This is a genomic window from Thermaerobacter sp. PB12/4term (assembly GCF_003403315.2).
In the GTDB taxonomy this organism is placed as follows: Bacteria; Bacillota; Sulfobacillia; order Thermaerobacterales; family Thermaerobacteraceae; genus Thermaerobacter.
On record NZ_CP048407.1, the window covers coordinates 324,420 to 341,455 of the forward strand.

Annotated in this window: 17 protein-coding genes; 9 read left to right on the plus strand and 8 right to left on the minus strand. The window is 69.4% G+C overall.

The features are described 5' to 3' along the window. Positions 1-87: 87 nt before the first annotated feature. The 8 genes from DYI95_RS01370 to DYI95_RS01405 all read left to right on the plus strand — a co-directional run bounded on the left by DYI95_RS01370 (position 88) and on the right by DYI95_RS01405 (position 8,841). Positions 88-1,263: an NADH-quinone oxidoreductase subunit D gene (locus tag DYI95_RS01370; protein WP_116901168.1), complete on the plus strand. Its 1,176-nt coding sequence runs from the start codon at positions 88-90 to the stop codon at positions 1,261-1,263. Continuing rightward, on the plus strand, positions 1,263-2,225 hold the full coding sequence (gene nuoH, locus DYI95_RS01375) for an NADH-quinone oxidoreductase subunit NuoH (protein WP_116901167.1): 963 nt from the start codon (positions 1,263-1,265) through the stop codon (positions 2,223-2,225). Before DYI95_RS01370 ends, nuoH begins: the two co-directional genes overlap by 1 nt. 16 nt (positions 2,226-2,241) lie before the next feature. Further along, positions 2,242-2,721 carry an NADH-quinone oxidoreductase subunit I gene (locus tag DYI95_RS01380; protein ID WP_006904537.1) on the plus strand — a complete coding sequence of 160 codons (480 nt, stop codon included), beginning with the start codon at positions 2,242-2,244 and terminating at the stop codon, positions 2,719-2,721. After that, complete coding sequence (locus DYI95_RS01385; protein ID WP_116901166.1) at positions 2,718-3,458, plus strand: NADH-quinone oxidoreductase subunit J; 741 nt, start codon at positions 2,718-2,720, stop codon at positions 3,456-3,458. Before DYI95_RS01380 ends, DYI95_RS01385 begins: the two co-directional genes overlap by 4 nt. Further along, entirely contained in the window at positions 3,458-3,772 is a 315-nt protein-coding gene (gene nuoK / locus DYI95_RS01390; protein WP_116901165.1) for an NADH-quinone oxidoreductase subunit NuoK, read from the plus strand. Before DYI95_RS01385 ends, nuoK begins: the two co-directional genes overlap by 1 nt. A gap of 70 nt (positions 3,773-3,842) precedes the next feature. After that, positions 3,843-5,726, plus strand: coding sequence for an NADH-quinone oxidoreductase subunit L (nuoL, locus tag DYI95_RS01395; protein WP_116901164.1), 1,884 nt, complete (start codon positions 3,843-3,845; stop codon positions 5,724-5,726). Next, on the plus strand, positions 5,726-7,276 hold the full coding sequence (locus DYI95_RS01400; protein ID WP_116901163.1) for a NuoM family protein: 1,551 nt from the start codon (positions 5,726-5,728) through the stop codon (positions 7,274-7,276). The genes nuoL and DYI95_RS01400 overlap by 1 nt, the downstream gene beginning before the upstream one ends. Positions 7,277-7,278: 2 nt before the next feature. Further along, on the plus strand, positions 7,279-8,841 hold the full coding sequence (locus DYI95_RS01405) for an NADH-quinone oxidoreductase subunit N (protein WP_116901162.1): 1,563 nt from the start codon (positions 7,279-7,281) through the stop codon (positions 8,839-8,841). A 140-nt stretch (positions 8,842-8,981) separates the two neighbouring features. Here the strand turns inward: DYI95_RS01405 and DYI95_RS01410 are convergent, their stop codons facing one another. The 8 genes from DYI95_RS01410 to extP form a co-directional block, all read right to left on the minus strand. After that, a complete protein-coding gene (locus DYI95_RS01410) occupies positions 8,982-9,395 on the minus strand; it encodes a universal stress protein (protein ID WP_243149900.1) in 414 nt (137 codons plus the stop codon). A 35-nt stretch (positions 9,396-9,430) separates the two neighbouring features. Continuing rightward, positions 9,431-10,762 carry a cation:proton antiporter gene (locus DYI95_RS01415; protein ID WP_116901287.1) on the minus strand — a complete coding sequence of 444 codons (1,332 nt, stop codon included), beginning with the start codon at positions 10,760-10,762 and terminating at the stop codon, positions 9,431-9,433. Positions 10,763-10,873: 111 nt separating this feature from the next. Continuing rightward, positions 10,874-11,671 carry a hypothetical protein gene (locus DYI95_RS01420; protein WP_116901160.1) on the minus strand — a complete coding sequence of 266 codons (798 nt, stop codon included), beginning with the start codon at positions 11,669-11,671 and terminating at the stop codon, positions 10,874-10,876. A 157-nt stretch (positions 11,672-11,828) separates the two neighbouring features. Then, entirely contained in the window at positions 11,829-12,884 is a 1,056-nt protein-coding gene (locus DYI95_RS01425; RefSeq protein WP_116901159.1) for a c-type cytochrome, read from the minus strand. 30 nt (positions 12,885-12,914) lie between these two features. Next, entirely contained in the window at positions 12,915-13,043 is a 129-nt protein-coding gene (locus DYI95_RS12795) for a hypothetical protein (protein WP_006904526.1), read from the minus strand. A 150-nt stretch (positions 13,044-13,193) separates the two neighbouring features. Further along, positions 13,194-14,057: a ubiquinol-cytochrome c reductase iron-sulfur subunit gene (locus DYI95_RS01430; RefSeq protein WP_116901158.1), complete on the minus strand. Its 864-nt coding sequence runs from the start codon at positions 14,055-14,057 to the stop codon at positions 13,194-13,196. Between the two features lie 48 nt (positions 14,058-14,105). Then, positions 14,106-14,885 carry a menaquinol-cytochrome C reductase gene (locus DYI95_RS01435; RefSeq protein WP_116901157.1) on the minus strand — a complete coding sequence of 260 codons (780 nt, stop codon included), beginning with the start codon at positions 14,883-14,885 and terminating at the stop codon, positions 14,106-14,108. A gap of 98 nt (positions 14,886-14,983) precedes the next feature. Continuing rightward, positions 14,984-15,754 (minus strand): selenite/tellurite reduction operon b-type cytochrome ExtP, encoded by a 771-nt coding sequence (extP, locus tag DYI95_RS01440; protein ID WP_006904523.1) that lies wholly within the window; start codon positions 15,752-15,754, stop codon positions 14,984-14,986. Between the two features lie 654 nt (positions 15,755-16,408). Here extP and nrdR point away from each other — a divergent pair. After that, positions 16,409-17,029: a transcriptional regulator NrdR gene (nrdR, locus tag DYI95_RS01445; RefSeq protein WP_116901156.1), complete on the plus strand. Its 621-nt coding sequence runs from the start codon at positions 16,409-16,411 to the stop codon at positions 17,027-17,029. The last annotated feature ends 7 nt before the right edge of the window (positions 17,030-17,036 follow it).

The following is a 17,036-nucleotide window of genomic DNA, read 5'->3' on the forward strand; positions in this document are numbered from 1 at the left end:
GTGCCGGTGAGGGCGCGGCGAGGGGCCGGCAGGGCATGAACGCGCCGGAAGGGCTGGTATGGGCATAGGGAAGGCGAGGTGAGGGCCGTGAGCCTGACGCGGGAACCGGTGCAGCCGCTGGAGCTGGATCCACGCCTGGGGGACCGGGTGCGGATCGAGCCCCTGGAAGGCGGGCGCCAGACCATGACCATGAGCATGGGCCCCCAGCACCCCAGCACCCACGGGGTGTTGCGGGTCGTGCTCAGCCTGGACGGCGAGACGGTGGTCGACGCCCAGCCCGACATCGGCTACCTGCACCGCAACTGGGAAAAGATCGCCGAGTACATGACGTACGCCATGACGGTCCCCTTCTCGGACCGGAACGACTACCTGGCCGCCATCACCAACGAGCTGGCCCTGGTGCAGGCGGTGGAGAAGCTGACGGGCCTGGAGGTGCCCGAGCGGGCCCAGATCCTGCGGGTGATCTTCTCCGAGCTGCAGCGCATCACCAGCCACCTGCTGTGGTTCGGTACCTTCGGCCTGGACCTGGGTGCGGTGACGGCGTTCCTCCACGCCTTCACCGCCCGCGAGTACTGCTACAAGCTCTTCGAGCAGGCCACCGGCGCGCGGTTCCTCTACGCATACCTGCGCATCGGCGGCCTGCGCAACGACGTGCCCGACGGCTGGATCGAAGACCTGCTCTCCTTCCTGGACCAGCTGGAGAACAAGTACTGGCCCGAATTCATGAAGCTGCTCATCGAAAACCCAATCTTCATTCGCCGCACCCGGGGCATCGGCGTGCTGAAGCCGGAGGTGGCCGTGGCCTACGGCGCCAGCGGGCCGGTGCTGCGGGGTTCGGGCATCAAGTACGACGTGCGCAAGGCCGACAACTACCTGCCCTACGACCGGTTCGAGTTCGACGTTCCGGTGGGGGAGAACGGCGACGTCTACGACCGGGCCCTGGTCCGCATGTACGAGATGCTGGAGAGCGCCCGGATCATTCGCCAGGCCGTCAAGGAACTGCCCGACGGCCCGGTGATGGCCAAGGTACCGCGGGCCATTCGCCCCTACGGCGAGGTGTACCACCGGGTGGAAGGACCGCGGGGCGAGGTGGGCGTCTACCTGGTGGCGGCCGGTGACACCAACGCCTACCGGGCCCGCTGGCGCTCGCCCTGCTTCGTCAACCTGCAGCTGCTGCCGATCCTGGCGAGGGGGCACCTGGTGGCCGACGTGGTGGCCATCATCGGCAGCATCGACATCGTCCTCGGGGAGGTCGACCGCTGATGCCGGAGTGGCTGGTGGCGGTGCTGTGGGCCATCCTCAAGGCCACCATTGCCCTCGCCTTCATCGGCGTGAACTTCATGTTCCTGGTCTGGCTGGAGCGGAAGGTGTCCGCCCGGATGCAATACCGGGTGGGGCCCTACCGGGTCGGCAAGCCCCACGGCTGGGCCCAGCTCTTCGCCGACGCCATCAAGATGTTCTCCAAGGAGGACGTCATGCCCGCGGCGGCGGACCGCTGGGTCTGGGCGGCGGCGCCGGTGGTGGTGTTCGCGCCGGCGGTGCTTTTGTTCGTCATCCTGCCCGTGGGGCCCGGTTTCGGCGTCCAGCCCGACTTCAACCTGGGGCTGCTGTTCCTCAGCGCCGTCTCGTCCTTCACCCTGTTCGGCATCTTCATGGCCGGGTGGGGTTCCAACAACAAGTACTCCCTGATCGGCGCCATGCGGGCCGCGGCCCAGCTGATGGCCTACGAGATCCCGCTGGTGCTGGCGGTGCTGGGCGTGGTCATGCTGGCGGGCAGCCTCAGCCTGCAGGACATCGTGGAGGCCCAGAAGCGGTACTGGTTCGTCTTCCCGCAGTTCCTCGGCTTCATCGTCTTCCTCATCGCCGCCATCGCCGAGCTCAACCGCACGCCCTTCGACCTCTCCGAGGCCGAATCGGAGCTGGTGGCGGGCTACTTCACCGAGTACAGCGGGATCCGCTGGGGCATGTTCATGTTCGCCGAGTACACCAACCTCTTCACCATGTCCGCCATCGCGGCCAGCCTGTTCTTCGGCGGGTGGAACGGGCCGATCCTGCCGCCGGTGGTGTGGTTCCTGATCAAGACCTACGCCTTCGTCCTGCTGGCCATGTGGATCCGCTGGACCCTGCCGCGCATCCGCATCGACCAGCTGCTGGACCTGGGCTGGAAGTTCCTCGTCCCGGTGGGCCTGCTGAACCTGGTCATCACCGGGTTGTTCCTGGTCTGAAAGGCGGTGACCACGGATGAGCGTCCTGGCTGAGATCTGGCAGACCGCGAAGAGCCTGGTGGCGGGCCATGCCGTGACCTGGCGGTCGGCCGCCCGCCCGCCGGTGACGGTGAACTATCCGGACGAGCGGCCCGACCTGCCCAAGGGCTACCGCGGCATCCCGGTGCTCAAGACCAACCTGGAGACGGGCGACCTGAACTGCACGGCCTGCGGCCTGTGCGCCCGCTCCTGCCCGGTCAACGTCATCGAGGTCATTGAGGAGACCGACGAGAACGGCAAGCGCCTGCGCCGGCCCAAGGTCTTCAACATCGACATGTCGCGCTGCATGGTCTGCAACCTGTGCGTCGAGGCCTGTCCCTTCGACGCCCTGGAGATGGCGAACCACTTCGAGATCGCCGACTACTCGGTGCCCAACCTGATCTTCAACAAGGAGCAGCTGGCGGAGATCTGGAAGCAGTACGACGCCGTCCGGCTGGCCGGAGGCGAGAAGCCATGAGCGGGACGGCCGTCATCTTCGCCGTGCTGGCGGCGGTGGTGCTGCTGGGTGCCTGGCGGGTGGTGACCAGCGAGCAGATCGCCCACAGCGCCCTGTTCCTCGGGCTCACCTTCGTCGGCATGGCGGGCCTGTTCATCCTGCTCAAGGCGCCGACCTTCGCCCTGCTGCACGTGCTGGTGTACGTCGGGGCCATCCTGACCGTGGTGGTCTTCGCCATCATGCTCTCGGACCCCGAGGAGCTGCGGGGCGCGGGCGACCTTCCCCTGGGCGAGCGCCTGCGGCGCCGGTTCCTGTCGCCCTACTACGGCTGGCTGCCGGTGGTGGTGGCCGGGGTGCTGGTGGCCGTGGTCCTGGCCGGCCTGGCCGCCGCCCAGCTGCCCCGGGTTCCCCTGGGCGAGCCCGTGGCCGACGACCTGCGGGCCATCGGGGGCGAGATGTTCACCCGCTACGCCATCCCCTTCGAGGTGGCCTCGGCCGCGCTATTGGCGGCCCTCATCGGCGCCATCGGCCTGACGCGGCGCGAGACGGCGGAAGAACGCGGCCGTGCCGGGCGCGACGGGGGGGCGGCCCGCACGGCGCCGGTCGCCCGGGTGCCGGGCGCCATGGCGGCGCAGGGCGCGGGTGACGGGGCGCCGCAGGTCGGGACGCCCGCCGGATCCTCGCCGGCCGGGGACCGGGTGACGGCGGCGGCCGGTTCGTCCGGTGGAGCCGGTGCGGCAGGGGAGGTGGGCCGCTGATGGGCGGCATTCCTTTGCTGGATTATCTCGTGGTGGGGACCCTGCTCTTCGGCATCGGCCTGTGGGGCGCCCTGACCCGGACCAACGCCATCCGCATCCTGATGTGCATCGAGCTGATGCTCAATGCCGTCAACCTCAACCTGGTGGCGCTGAACCAGTACCTGGACCCCGGGTCGGTGGAAGGGCAGATCTTCGGCCTGTTCATCATCGCCATCGCGGCGGCGGAGGCGGCCATCGGCATCGGCATCGTGCTGATGGTGGTGCGGCGCCGCGGCGAGGTGGACATCAACAAGATCCGGCTGATGCGCGGTTGAGCCCGCGACGGTCAGGCCGGGGTGCGATACGGAACGGGCTGGGTACGGACGGGACTGCGAGGTGAGCGGCGTGGTGGAATCGGCCTGGTTGATCCCGCTCTTCCCCCTGGCGGCCTTCGTGCTGACGGTCTTCTTCGGCCGCCGGCTGGGCGAGCGGGCGGGCTGGATCGGCGTCACCGGCATGGTGGCGGCGGCGATCCTGTCCCTGGGCGTATTCCGGGACGCGGTGGCCCGCCCCGAGGCCTACGAGGCCGCGTGGCGGTGGCTGCAGTTCGGCTCCTTCGAACTGCGGGCCGGGTTCCGGGTCGACAACCTGGAAGCGGCCCTGCTCTTGATGGTGTCGTTCGTCAGCTTGATGGTGCACATCTTCTCCCTGGGCTACATGCATGGCGATGCCCGCTACAACCGCTACTTTGCCCTGATCTCCCTGTTCACGGCGGGCATGCTCGGGCTGGTCATCGCCGACAACGCCGTCTTCTGGCTGATCTGGTGGGAGATCATGGGCGCCTGCTCCTACCTGCTCATCGGCCACTGGTTCGAGGAGCGGGAGAACCAGGCGGCGGCGTACAAGGCCTTCATCACCACCCGTATCGGCGACGTGCTGATGATGGCCGGCTTCTGGTACATGTTCCACCTGACGGGCAGCCTGCGTTTCGCCGACTGGCAGGCCTGGGTGGAGCACCAGGCGGGGGCAGGGACCCCGGACTTCGCCCGGGCCATGACCGTGGCGGCCCTCCTGATCTTTGGCGGCGCGGTGGGGAAGTCGGCCCAGGCGCCGCTGCACGTGTGGCTGCCCGACGCCATGGCCGGTCCCACGCCCGTCAGCGCCCTGATCCACGCCGCCACCATGGTGGCCGCGGGCGTGTTCCTCGTCGCCCGGACCTACTTCATCTTCGCCGAGTCGGCCACGGCCCTGGCAGTGGTGGCCTTCTTGGGAGCTTTCACGGCCTTCCTGGCGGCAACCATCGCCGTGGTGCAGACGGACATCAAGAAGGTGCTGGCCTACTCGACGGTCAGCCAGCTGGGCTACATGGTGATGGCCCTGGGGGTGGGCGGCTACGCGGCGGCCATGTTCCACCTGTGGACCCACGGCTTCTTCAAGGCCCTGCTGTTCCTGGGCTCGGGGGCCGTGATCCACGCCGTGCACACCCAGGACATGCGGGAGATGGGCGGCCTGGCCGGCAAGATGAAGCTGACGGCCCTGACCTTCATCGTCGGCACCCTGGCCCTGGCCGGCATCTGGCCCTTCGCCGGGTTCTACTCCAAGGACGAGATCCTGCTGGCGGCCTACCACTCCCCCTACCCGGTGCTCTTCTGGGTGGGCACCCTGACCGCCGGGCTGACGGCCTTCTACATGACCCGGGCCGTGGTGCTGACCTTCTTCGGCCGGCCGCGGGATGTCCACAAGTACGAGCACGCCCACGAGGGCGGGCCGGAGCTGCGCTGGCCGCTGGTCTTGCTGGCCATCCCGGCCTTTGCCGCGGGCTTTCTGGCCCCGGCCCTGTTCGGCGCACCGGTGCACGAGTTCATCACCTTCGGCGAGCACGTGGCGGGTCACGAGCCCGAGTCCGTCGTGGTGCTGCTCGGCACCTTGTTCGCCGTGGGCGGCATCCTTCTCGGCATCGTGGTGTACGGCCTGGGCTGGATCTCGCCCGAGACCCTGCGCGCGGCCTTTGCCACGCCCTACTTCGTCCTGCAGGAGAAGTGGTTCTTTGATCGGGCCTACCAGGTGGTGGTCCTGGGCGGTTCGTCCGCGCTGGCGCGGCTGGTGGCCGGCTTCGACCGGCTGGTGGTGGACGGCATCGTCAACGGCGTGGCCCGCCTGGTGGCCGGCGTGGGCGAGGTGGTGCGGCGCTGGTCCACCGGCCTGGTGCAGGGGTACATGCTGACCCTCTTCGCCGGCGTGGTGGTGCTGGCGCTGCTGATCCTGCAAGTGACGGGAGGCCTGAGGTGATGTCCGCGTCGCTGCCCTATCTCAGCCTGATCCTGGGGGTGCCGGCGGCGGGCGCGCTGCTTACCCTCCTGATCCCCCGGGAGAACCACCGGGCCATTCGCCTCGTGGGGACCGTGGCCCTGGCCGTGCCGCTGCTGCTGGTGGCGGCGGTCTGGGCCGGGTTCGACCCGGCCGCGGGCGGCCCGCAGTTCGTGGAGCGCTACCGCTGGATCCCCACCCTGGGCGCCTGGTACTACCTGGGCGTCGACGGGCTGTCCCTGCCCCTGGTGGCCTTGACGGCGCTGGTCGCGCCTCTGGCGGCCCTGGCTTCCTGGGGCATCGAGCAGCGCGTCAAGGAATACTGGGTGCTGCTGGGCATCCTGGTGACCGGGATCTTCGGCGTGTTCCTGGCGCTCGACTACCTGCTGTTCTACGTGTTCTTCGAGCTGTCCCTGATTCCCATGTACTTCCTTATCGGCATCTGGGGCGGCCCGCGCCGGGACTACGCCTCCCTGAAGTTCTTCATCTACACCCTGGTCGGCAGCATCGTGCTGATCGTGGGCATCCTGGGCCTGTACTTCCTCACGGGCGCCAGCACTTTCGACATGGTGGAACTGGCGCGCCGGGCGCCAGCGGCGGTGCCGCAGGCGCTCAAGCTGCCGCTGTTCGTGCTGCTGTTCGCCGGGTTCGCCATCAAGACGCCCATGTGGCCGGTGCACACCTGGCTGCCCGACGCCCACGTGGAGGCGCCGACCCCCATCAGCGTGATCCTGGCCGCGGTCCTGCTGAAGATGGGCACCTACGGCATGATGCGCATCACCTGGCCCACCATGCCCGACGTGGCCCGGGACCTGGCCGGCACCCTGGCCGTGCTGGCGGTGATCGCCATCCTCTACGGCGCCTTCACGGCGCTGGGCCAGCGGGACTTCAAGCGGCTGGTGGCCTACTCGTCGGTCAGCCAGATGGGCTTCGTGGTCCTGGCCCTGGCGGCCGCGGCGGCGGCGCCGGCGGCGGCGGAGGCGGCCCAGCTGGCGGGGCGCGATCCCCAGGTGGTGCTCCAGGCGGGCCAATCGGCGACCATGGCCGCGGTGTTCATGATGGTGGCCCACGGCCTGGCCTCGGCCCTGCTGTTCCTGCTGGTGGGCTTCTGGTATGACCGCACCCACACGCGGGATTTCGACCGGCTGGGGGGCATGTTCCGCACCACGCCGGTGGCGGCCACCTTCCTGGGCATCGCCGCCTTTGCCAACCTGGGACTGCCCGGGTTCAGCACCTTCATCGGCGAGTTCTTCACCCTGATGGGGACCCTGCCGGTGTTCCCGGTGGCGGTGTACGTCGCCCTGATCGGCCTGGTGGGCGGTGCCATGTACAACCTCACCATGCTGCAGCGGGTGACCATGGGCGGGCCCAGGCCGGAGTGGCAGGGGTTGCCTGACGTGTCGGCCCGCGAGCTGGTGACCTTCGTGCCCCTGGTGGCGGCCATGCTGCTTTTGGGCTGGATGCCGGGGTTGCTGACCCAGGTCCTGAGCACGCCCGTCGCGCAATTCGTCGCCAAGTTGGGGGGGATGTGAGGATGCCAGTGCCATCGGCTGGAGAACTGGTCTATCTCCTGCCCGAGATCGTCCTGGTCTTCACGGCCATGATCCTCCTGCTGGCGGACGCCTTTGCGGGCGGGCGGGTGGAAGCCCAGGGGGCCGTGGCCTCGGGGGCGGGAACCGGCTCCGTCCCTTTGAGCAGCGCCGCAGGGGCGCGCCGGGACTGGATCGGTTACCTGGCCGTGCTGGGGGTGGTCGTGGCCATGATCCTCATCCGGCGCGACCTGACCCAGCCGGGGCCCATCCTGGGGAACATGGTCGCCAGCGACGGCTACGCGGCCTTTTTCAAGGCCGTGTTCCTCATCGCCACGGCGCTGGTGGCCCTGATTTCCATCGACTACGTGGCCGCCCGGGGCATCGCCGCGGGGGAGTACTTCAGCCTGCTGCTGCTGGCCACCACCGGGGCCCTGTTCATGGCAGGAGCGGCCAACCTGCTGACCTTCTACCTCGGCCTGGAGCTGCTGTCCCTCAGCTCCTACGCGCTGGCCGGCCTGATGCGCACCGATCCACGCTCCCAGGAGGCCTCGCTGAAGTACTTCCTCAACGGCGCCTTGAGCTCAGGTATCCTGCTCTTCGGTATCTCCCTGCTCTACGGGGCCACGGGCACCTTCGACCTGGTCGAACTGGCCCAGCAGGCGGGCCAGGCCCTGCAGGGCGGCGCCACCGCGGGGCCGCTGCCGGCGCCGGTGCTGGCCCTGGGCATCGCCTTCCTCCTGGCCGGGCTGGCCTTCAAGGCGGGCGCGGTGCCCTTCCACCTGTGGCTTCCTGACGCCTACCAGGGCGCGCCCACGCCCATCACCGCCTACCTGGCGGTGGCGTCGGAGGGTGCGGCCTTCGCCGCCATCCTGCGGGTGTTCTACGGCGGCCTGGGCGGCGCCCAGGGCAGCTGGCAGCTGGCCTTCGTCCTCCTGGCCGTGCTGACCATGACCGTGGCCAACGTGGCGGCCCTGCGGCAGACGGACGTCAAGCGCCTGATGGCCTATTCGTCCATCGCCCAGGCAGGGTACATCCTGGCGGCCGTCGCCGCGGCCACCGAGCTGAGCCGGCCGGCCGTCCTGTACTACGTGATGGCCTATACCTTCATGAACGTGGGGGCCTTTGCGGTGATCACCGCCCTGCAGGTCCAGGGCGAGGGCCGGGAGGTGCGGGATTTCGCCGGCCTAGCCCGCCGGGAGCCGCTGCTGGCCGCCCTGCTGGTGGTGTTCCTGGTCTCCCTGGTCGGCCTGCCGCCCACGGCCGGGTTCATGGCCAAGTTCTCGGTGTTCCGGTCCCTGGTGGCCGCGGGCAACTACTGGCTGCCTGTGGTGGTGGCCCTCAACAGCGTGATCTCCGTGGGCTACTACTACAACCTGGTGCGGTACATGTACGTGGTGTCGCCGGAGAAGGAGCCCGTCCCCGACACCCCGGTGGCCGTGCCGGCGCCCATCTGGACCGTGCTGGTGGTGTGCGTGTTCTTTACCCTGGTGCTGGGGCTCTGGCCCGAGGCCTTTGTCCGCTGGGCCGAGGTGTCGCTGATGGCCATGGGGGGCCGCAGCTTCTAAGCAGTGCACAGGTGCCGTGGCGGAAGGTACCGCAGGAAAACGGGCAGGGGCCGGCGCGGGCCAACGGCGCCGGCCCCTGTTCCTTGGCCCCCGGTCCTTGCGGGCCGGGTCCTTGCGTTGCAGCCCTGGCCCTTGCCTCGCTACTGGACGACGAGCACCGGCCCGTCCCAGTGCTCGATCACATAGGAGCTCACGCTGCCCAGCAGCGCCGCCTGCAGCCGGCCCAAGCCCCGGCGGCCGACGACCAGGAGGTCAGGCCTTTGTTCCCGGGCCACCGCCACGATCTCGCGGCCCGGGTCACCGCGGTGCAGCAGCTGGAGGACCGGGGGGCGGGGCTCGGGCAGGCGCCGGGCGGCGGCGTCCAGGATGGACCGGCCGAGGCGCTCCGATTCCTCCATGAACCGGTACACGGCGTCAAGACCGACGAACAGGTCACCGCTCATGCCGGATACGCAGTGGATCAGGATCACCTGGGCGCCGTCCCTTCCCTGGATGAGGCGCCCGGCCATGTCCACGGCCCGGGCCGAGGGCGGCGAGCCGTCGACAGCGACCATCACTTTCAAACGGTTCCGACCCCCTTCCGGCGCCATCAGCCGGCTTCTCCCGAGCGGGTACCCGGGATGGGCGAGTAGGCGGCGGCACCCGACGGCGATCCGGGAGCCCTGCCGAAGGACCAGCGCAGCAGGATGGGCGTGATCAGGGTGGTGAAGAGGGTCATCACCACCATCACGGAGAACACCGCCTGGGAGATGACGCCCTCCTGAAGCCCGATGCCGGCCACGATCAGGGCGACCTCGCCCCGGCTGACCATGCCGATGCCCACCCGCAGCGCCTCCATCCAGCCGAAGCCGAAGGGGCGCACCCCCAGCCCGGAACCCACGATCTTCCCCAGGACCGCCGCCACCAGGATGAGGACGAGAAAGCCCGGGCCGCTGGCGGCCACCGACTGGACCAGGTTGGCTTCGAGGCCGATGTTGACAAAGAAGATGGGGACGAAAAAGCCGTAGGCCAGGATGGCCAGCCGTTCTTCCACCGCCTGCTTCAACTCGGGGACCAGGGCGAGCATCACGCCCGCCATGTACGACCCGGTGATGGCCGCCACGCCGCCCAGTTCCTCCGCGGCGACGGCCAGCAGCAGGCCGGAGACCAGCGCCATGGCAAACTGGGGTTCCGTGCCAGGCCACCGGCCAGCCTGGCGGAGCAACCAGGGCAGGACCCACCGCCCAGCGGCGAGGGCAGCCGCGAAGAAGGCGGCCATGCGGAGGAGGATGAGGGCCACGGTCGCCAGCCCTGCCGCACCGGCTCCGGCTGCGGGCCCCTCGGAACCGGCGGCCGCGGCGGCCTGGCCCGCCAGGGGTGCCGTGGCCATCCCGGCCTGATGCAGCGCCACCACCACCGAGAGGATCACGATCCCCATCACGTCGTCGATGACGGCGGCACCAAGGACCGTGGTGCCTTCGCGGGACCGCAGCCGGCCCAATTCCAGCAAGGTCTGGGCGGTGATGCTGACGGAGGTGGCGGTCAGGATGGTGCCGATGAAGATGCTCTCGTAGACGGGAAAGCCAAAGGCGAGGCCGAGGGCCGTGCCGCTCAGGAAAGGCAGGGCCACCCCGCCGGCGGCGCCGGAGAAGGCGGCCGCGCCCACCTTGCGCATCTCCTGCAGGTCGGTCTCCAGACCGGCCAGGAACATCAGAAAAATCACACCCAGCTCGGCCAGGTCGCCCACCAGATGCTCGAGATATTGGGGATCGGAGAACAGCGGCCAGTGGAGGATGTCCAGCAGGGTGGGACCCAGCAGGATCCCGGCCAGCAACTCCCCAAATACGGCAGGCTGGCCGAGCCGCTTGGAAAGCGCGCCGGCGCCCTTCGCCGCGGTGATGACCAGCGCCAGCAGAACCGCCACCTGCAAGAACGAGGGCATGTCCAGCAGGTCCTCCTCCGCAAGGGAACGGTCCGGCAGCGGCAACGCGTCCGGGACCGTTCCTGTACCTCGCCCGGCGGGAACGCCGGCCGGATCGGCTCCCCTCGATCCTCAGGAGCGCGAGGGGGTGCCGGCTCGCCCGCGCCGCTCTGCGGCATCGGAGGCATCCTCCGGCCGGGGAGGTTTCCCGGCAGCCGCCGCGGCGTACCACGCGGTGAGCCGCTCCGTCACGTGAGGGGATCCTTGAGCCTCGGCCGATTGCAAAACCAGCCGGCCGAGGTGCTCGGGATTCAGCTGCCAGCAGCCGTGCTCCAGCACCGGCCCGCCGGCCGGGCGCCGGGTCAGCACCAGGACCGGCTGTAGGGATTCCGGCCAGGCAAGGCCGGCGGCGGCCAGCGACTCGCCCAGCGACCTGGCACCTGCCTGCAGCAAGTCGCAGGCCCGCCGGAGCTGCTTTCGGGCTGATCGTGGCCGGGCGGCGGCCGACAGATCCAGCGTACCCAAAACCCACGCCCGGTTGGAGCCCACCAGCAGGATCTCCGCACCGCCCCGCCCGGCTGGACCCCTGTGGGCCGCGGGCAGGGCCACCCGCAAGATGCCCGGTGGCAGCTGGTCCACCGCGTCCAGCAAGCGCCGCCGGCCGTCGGCCACCTGCAACAGGGTGAAGAAGCGGGCCGCCGCCAGCCCGGCCCCCACCAGGCACCAGAATCCGAACATGTCCAGGACGTTCACGCCGGTCAGCTGGCGCAAGCGGAACAGCGAACCCGCGCCCCACCCGAAGGCGAGGCACGCCGCAGCCCAGCCCCAGGGCAGCGGCGGGGGCCGGAGCGGGGTGCCGATCCAGCCTTGCTGGTTAGCGGCCCCGGTGGTGGACGTAGCCGGGCCTGCCGTGCTGGAGGAACCGCTCATACCCTCACGACCTCCTGTGCGACGGGCGAAGGGTCCGCAGAGGGGGGACCCGCACAAACCATAGGGGGCACCGGCTCACGGCACCCGGTGCCCCTCCCCTGAGACGCGGCGCGATGCGGCCACCAGCTGGGCGGCCTGAAGTAGGCATGGGCGGCGGTCAGGAGCCACCGCCGGCGCCACCACCCTGGGAACCCGACCCGCCGCCTTGTCCTTGCCCCTGCTCACCCGTATTGCCGGCACTTTCAGCCGGGTTGGGCTCCTGGGCGGCGCGCTGGTCCACGTCGCCGAGACCCATCAAGAAGCGGGCCAGCAGGCGAATCTCCTCCTGTGACAGGGCATCCTTGTACGGCGGCATGATGCTGCGGAACTTCTCCGCTTCCTTGCGATACACCTCGGTCAGGTCCACCGGGGTGCCCTGACCATGCCACACGGAGGGCATCCGCTCCCAGGGCTCGAAGGACTGCGGGTCGGTGATCCAGCGCTCGGTGAACTCCAGGCTGGGGAGCCATTCCCCGGCGCGGGTCAGGTTGGGCCCGACCACCCCGCCGTAGCTGCCCAGGGTGTGGCACTGGATGCAGTTCATCTTGACGAAGAGTTCCTTGGCCCGCTGGTTCTCTTCGTCCGTCAGGCCCGCCGCCTTGACGTCCAGATCCTGCGCCGTCACCGGCCGGGTACGCTGCTCCTGCTGGCCGGTATCCTGGTTCTGGACGTATTCCGTCACGGTGAGGCGCGCCACCTCGGGAGCCGCGGCATGCTTGCTGGGCTCCTGCCAGTTCCCGTACATCAGGAAGGTCACCAGGTCGCGGATCTGCTGCTCGTTGAGCGGCCCGTTATCCGCGGTCGACCAAGTGGGCATCCGGGTATACGAGTGGATCTTGCCGTCCTCGATCTCCCACGTGTTGTGGTCGAACCCCGGCCGGCCGCGAGCGATCACCTTGGTCAGGAAGTCCTGGATGGTCGCGGCCTGGATGGGCGTCTTGCCCTCGGCCCGGAACTCCTCCCGGTTCAGGGGGGGGCCGATGATGCCCTCGCCCACCGGCCCGTGGCACAGCATGCAGTTCTGGGCGTAGAGCTGGGCGCCGTGGGCGGCCTGTTCTTCCCGCGCCGCCGCCGACGCCTTGGTCATGCGCTGGCTTTCGAAGAGCCAGTACCCCTGGATGATCAGGATCAGCACCCAGAGCAGTGACAGGGCGACGACTTTGCGCTTGCTCAAGGCTGGGACTCCTTTCCGCGCGGGCGGGAGTCAGTCGTCCTCGCCGGACTTCTCCAGCGGGCGTCCCGTGAACCGCTCCACGGTGTCAACCGCCACCAAGCAGAGAAAGATCACGATCATCACGGCCAGAAGTTCAACGGATTCCAGTACCTCGAACATGGTCCCAACCTCCTCGCCGTGGCACCCGGCCTCACCGGCCCCTGGCCCCCGTCGCAACCGGCGGGACGAAGCGGGTACGGGACGCCCTCACGCTCCGCCGGATCCGCCTCCGGACGGCCTCCCCGGGGGACGACCCCCGGGACGGCCGGATTACGAGACCGGTGTCAGCTGGCTGGGGTCAAAGGCCTGGCGCTGCTGCACACGGCCGGTGTCGACCCACACGTTGCCCGCGGCATCGATCTCGATGGGGAAGTAGTCCATAGGCCGCGGGGCAGGGCCGCCGATCTTCTCACCGACCTTGTTGAACTGCGAACCGTGGCAGGGGCAGCAGAAGCAGCCGCCCGCGTCGGGCCGTTCTTCCGGCTTCCACGGCACCGTGCAGCCCAGGTGGGTGCAGCGCCAGTACAGGGCGATGAGCCCCTGCTCCGTGTGCACCAGGTAGAACTTGCCCGCGTCCACCTTGGTGACCGACCCCACCGGGAAGTTGGACACCGGCCCGATGTTGATCTTCTGCCCGAAGAAGCCGACCTTCCGCGGCCAGAAGTAATAGGCGAAGTTCCCGGCGAACTGGCCGAGCCAGAGCAAGGCCGATCCCCAGAGGGCCCAGTGCAGGAAGTCGCGGCGCGTAACGGGCTCGTCCCGGCGGGCGGCGGCACCATGCCCACCGGCCCGGGCCGCGGGTCTGGCCGCCGCACCGGCTGCGGATCCCGGCCCCCCGGCTCCGCCACCCTTGCCCGCTCCGGCCTCCGCCTTCGCAGCTGCCGCCTTGGCTGCGGCTGCCCTGGCTGCGGCCAGCTTTTCCGGATCCACCTTGGGCCGCGCCGACGCGCCGGCGGCCTCCTGCCCCCCCTGGCCTCCCTGGCCCGCAGACGCTCCGCCCGCGGCTACGGGAGTACCCTGGGAGGTGCCGGACGCTCCGCCTGCCGGCTCGGCCTGGTCCGGGCTTCCCGCTTCAGCGCCGGTCGCCGGCTGATCCTTGCCGACTTCCGGGCTGCGCTCGCGTTCGTCGGCCATGTGCCAATCCCTCCAGCCATCAAGAGCATCCCGATGCCTATTGCACGATCAGTGGGGCGGTTCCAGCTGCCACGGCCACACCAGGTGCAGGCTCTCGCCGCGGAAGCCGGTGCCGATGATGGTCAAAACGAAGTACGAGGCGACGAACACCGTGAACAGCGCGATGATGGTCTCCCGGGTGTTGGCCTGGTAACGCCGGCGCACGATGACCGCCAGCACGCCCGGCACCGCCGCCATGACGATCAGCGGGATCACCACGCCGGCGATGTGCTCCACCAGCTGCGCCTGGGCGTGGATCGCCTCGGGGCTCATGAACAGGCCGAACACCGCGGCGACCAGGCCGCGGGTGCCGATGTAGTCGACGCCCCCTACGTTGACCGCGAAGAAAGCGTCAAACAGGATCAGGCCCAGCACGATCAGCGACGTGTACAGGAAGGAGAACTTGAAGATCCGCAAGCCTTTCTCGCCCGCGAACCACACGCCGGTATCCGAGGGGTCCGTATCGATGTAGGGGATGGCCGCGATCAGCACCAGCACGAGCCCCGGCACGATGACGCCGGCCAGGCTGGGGTGCATGTGCAGCAGCAGCTCCTGCAGGTTGAGGAAGTACCAGGGCGCCTTGGCCGGGTTGGGCGTGTGGGACGGGTTGGCCAGCTCCAGAAGGGGCGCCTTGATCAGGATGGCCAGAAGCGACAGGCCGATGGTGTAGATCAGGGCCCCGACGAATTCGATCAGCAGCAAGTGGGGCCAGACCGTCACCTGTTCCTTGGGGTTCGGCCGCTGCGGCTCCTCGCCGGTCGCGGCCGGCGCCGGTTGTGGCTGTGCCACGGGACTCCCTCCTCGTGCCCTACGTTGCTGGCGTGTTCGGCGGATGCGGCCTCTGGCCGGGCTCGGGCGGCGAACCGCCCGTTCCCCGGGCTACTGCCTCAGCGGGAGAAGCCGTCCTTGCGGACCCGCCAGAAGTGCATCCCCATGAACACGGCCGCCACCAGCGGCAGGGCGAAGACGTGCAGCGTGTACCACCGGATCAGGGTGTTCTGGTTGATGTCGTAGCCGCCGATCAGGAGGAACTTCAGCTTGTCGCCCACGAAGGGCGTCGCGCCGGCCATGTTGGTACCCACCGTCACCGCCCAGTAGGCCAGCTGGTCCCACGGCAGCAGGTAACCGGTGAAGCTCATCAGGAACGTCAGCACCAGCAGGATCACGCCGATGACCCAGTTGAACTGCCGGGGCGGCTTGTAGGCGCCGGTGTAGAAAACCCGAACCATATGTAGAAACACCAGCAGCACCATGGCGTGGGCCGCCCAGCGGTGGATGTTGCGGAAGAACTGGCCGAAGGCCACGGTGGTCTCCAGGTCTTCGATGCTGAAGTAGGCCTGGGGGACCGAGGGGATGTAGTAGAACATCAGGATGACGCCGGTGACCGTCAACAGGATGAACATGAAAAACGACGTGCCGCCGAGCCCGAAGGTGTAGCGGAACGTCAGCGCCTGCCGGGTGATCCGGCCCGGGTGCAGGTGCAGGAACAGGCTGTTCAGAACCGCCAGGCCGCGGGTGCGCCGGTCCCGCGGGTAGGGGTTCATGTACATCGACTTCCAGAGGGCGCTGTTGAAGATCCAGTCGGCAAGCCGCCCGATCAGCGACTTGCGCCCCCCGGACGCCGGCGGCTGTTGCTCCGGTGTACCAACCCGGCTCAACGGGAAGCTCCTCCTTCCGGCCGACGATGGTTGCCGCCCTGCGGAGCCGGCCGCGCGGGACCAGGCCCCAGCCCTGGAACAGCGCCCTGTCGTGCAGGCGGGATGGGCGCCAGGGGGCGGCGTGCCGGCGGGGCCGGACCGGACGAGCCGCCGGCCACAACCCGGGCCACCCGGGTGTCCGGACGCCCGGACCGCGGCTCAGCGGCAGGGCCGGTTCGCACGGGGCCCCGCATGTCTACCACTCAACACTACACAAAGTCGCTTTCCACCCGCAAGGGTCGCACACCGGATTATGCCTGGGCCGGCTCCGGTGACCATCCGAGCCGGGCCACGCCGGACGCCTGCTGCCCGTTCCCGGACGCCGGGACCCCTGCCACGGCGAAGGCTCCCGAACCAGGGCGTTAGTATTCCCTCCCTGCGCAGGATCCCGTCCCACGACCTGTCAGGGGAGTTGCATCGGCAACGCGGCTGTCGCACCCTGCAGGGGGCAGCCCTTCGGACAGGTTCCTGGCATCCGGAAGGAAACCGGGGGGCGGTGGCGAATCCCGCCCTCGTAGACGGGACTACATATGGTGGAGAATGATGTCGCGGCGCCTAGATGTTGTTGCTTGGCGCCGCCGTCGTTCCCCCGGGGCATGGAAAGGAGGTGAGCCGGTGCGCTGTCCCCGCTGTCTCGCACCGGACACGCGGGTGCTGGACTCCCGCCCGACGGAAGAGGGCATGGCCATCCGCCGCCGGCGGGAGTGCCAGGCGTGCGGCGAGCGCTTCACCACTTACGAAAAGGTGGAGGTCACGCCGCTCCTGGTCATCAAGAAGGACGGCCGGCGCGAGGCATTCGACCGGGACAAGGTGCTGCGCGGCATGCTCACCGCCTGCGAGAAGCGCCCGGTCGAGCTGGAGCGCCTTCAGGCCATCGCCGCCGAGATCGAGCGCGAACTCCAGAGCCGGTACGACAAGGAAGTGGAGTCCCGGGTCATCGGCGAGATGGTCATGGAGCGCCTGCGGCGCCTGGACCAGGTGGCTTACGTTCGCTTTGCATCGGTCTACCGCCAGTTCAAGGACCTGGAGACCTTCCGCCGCGAGCTGGACCGCCTGCTGGCGGGGGACGAACCGGCTCCCGATCCCCGCAGCGCCGGGGAGGCCCCCTCCGATCCTGCCGGGGACCACCAGGCGCCGGCGCCCGCCTCCGGCGGTGGCGCCGGCCCGGTTCAGGCGGGGGACGGGCACCCCGCGGCCGGTATCGTGCGGGGGACAAGCCCGGTAGACCCCTGCTGAGAAGGAG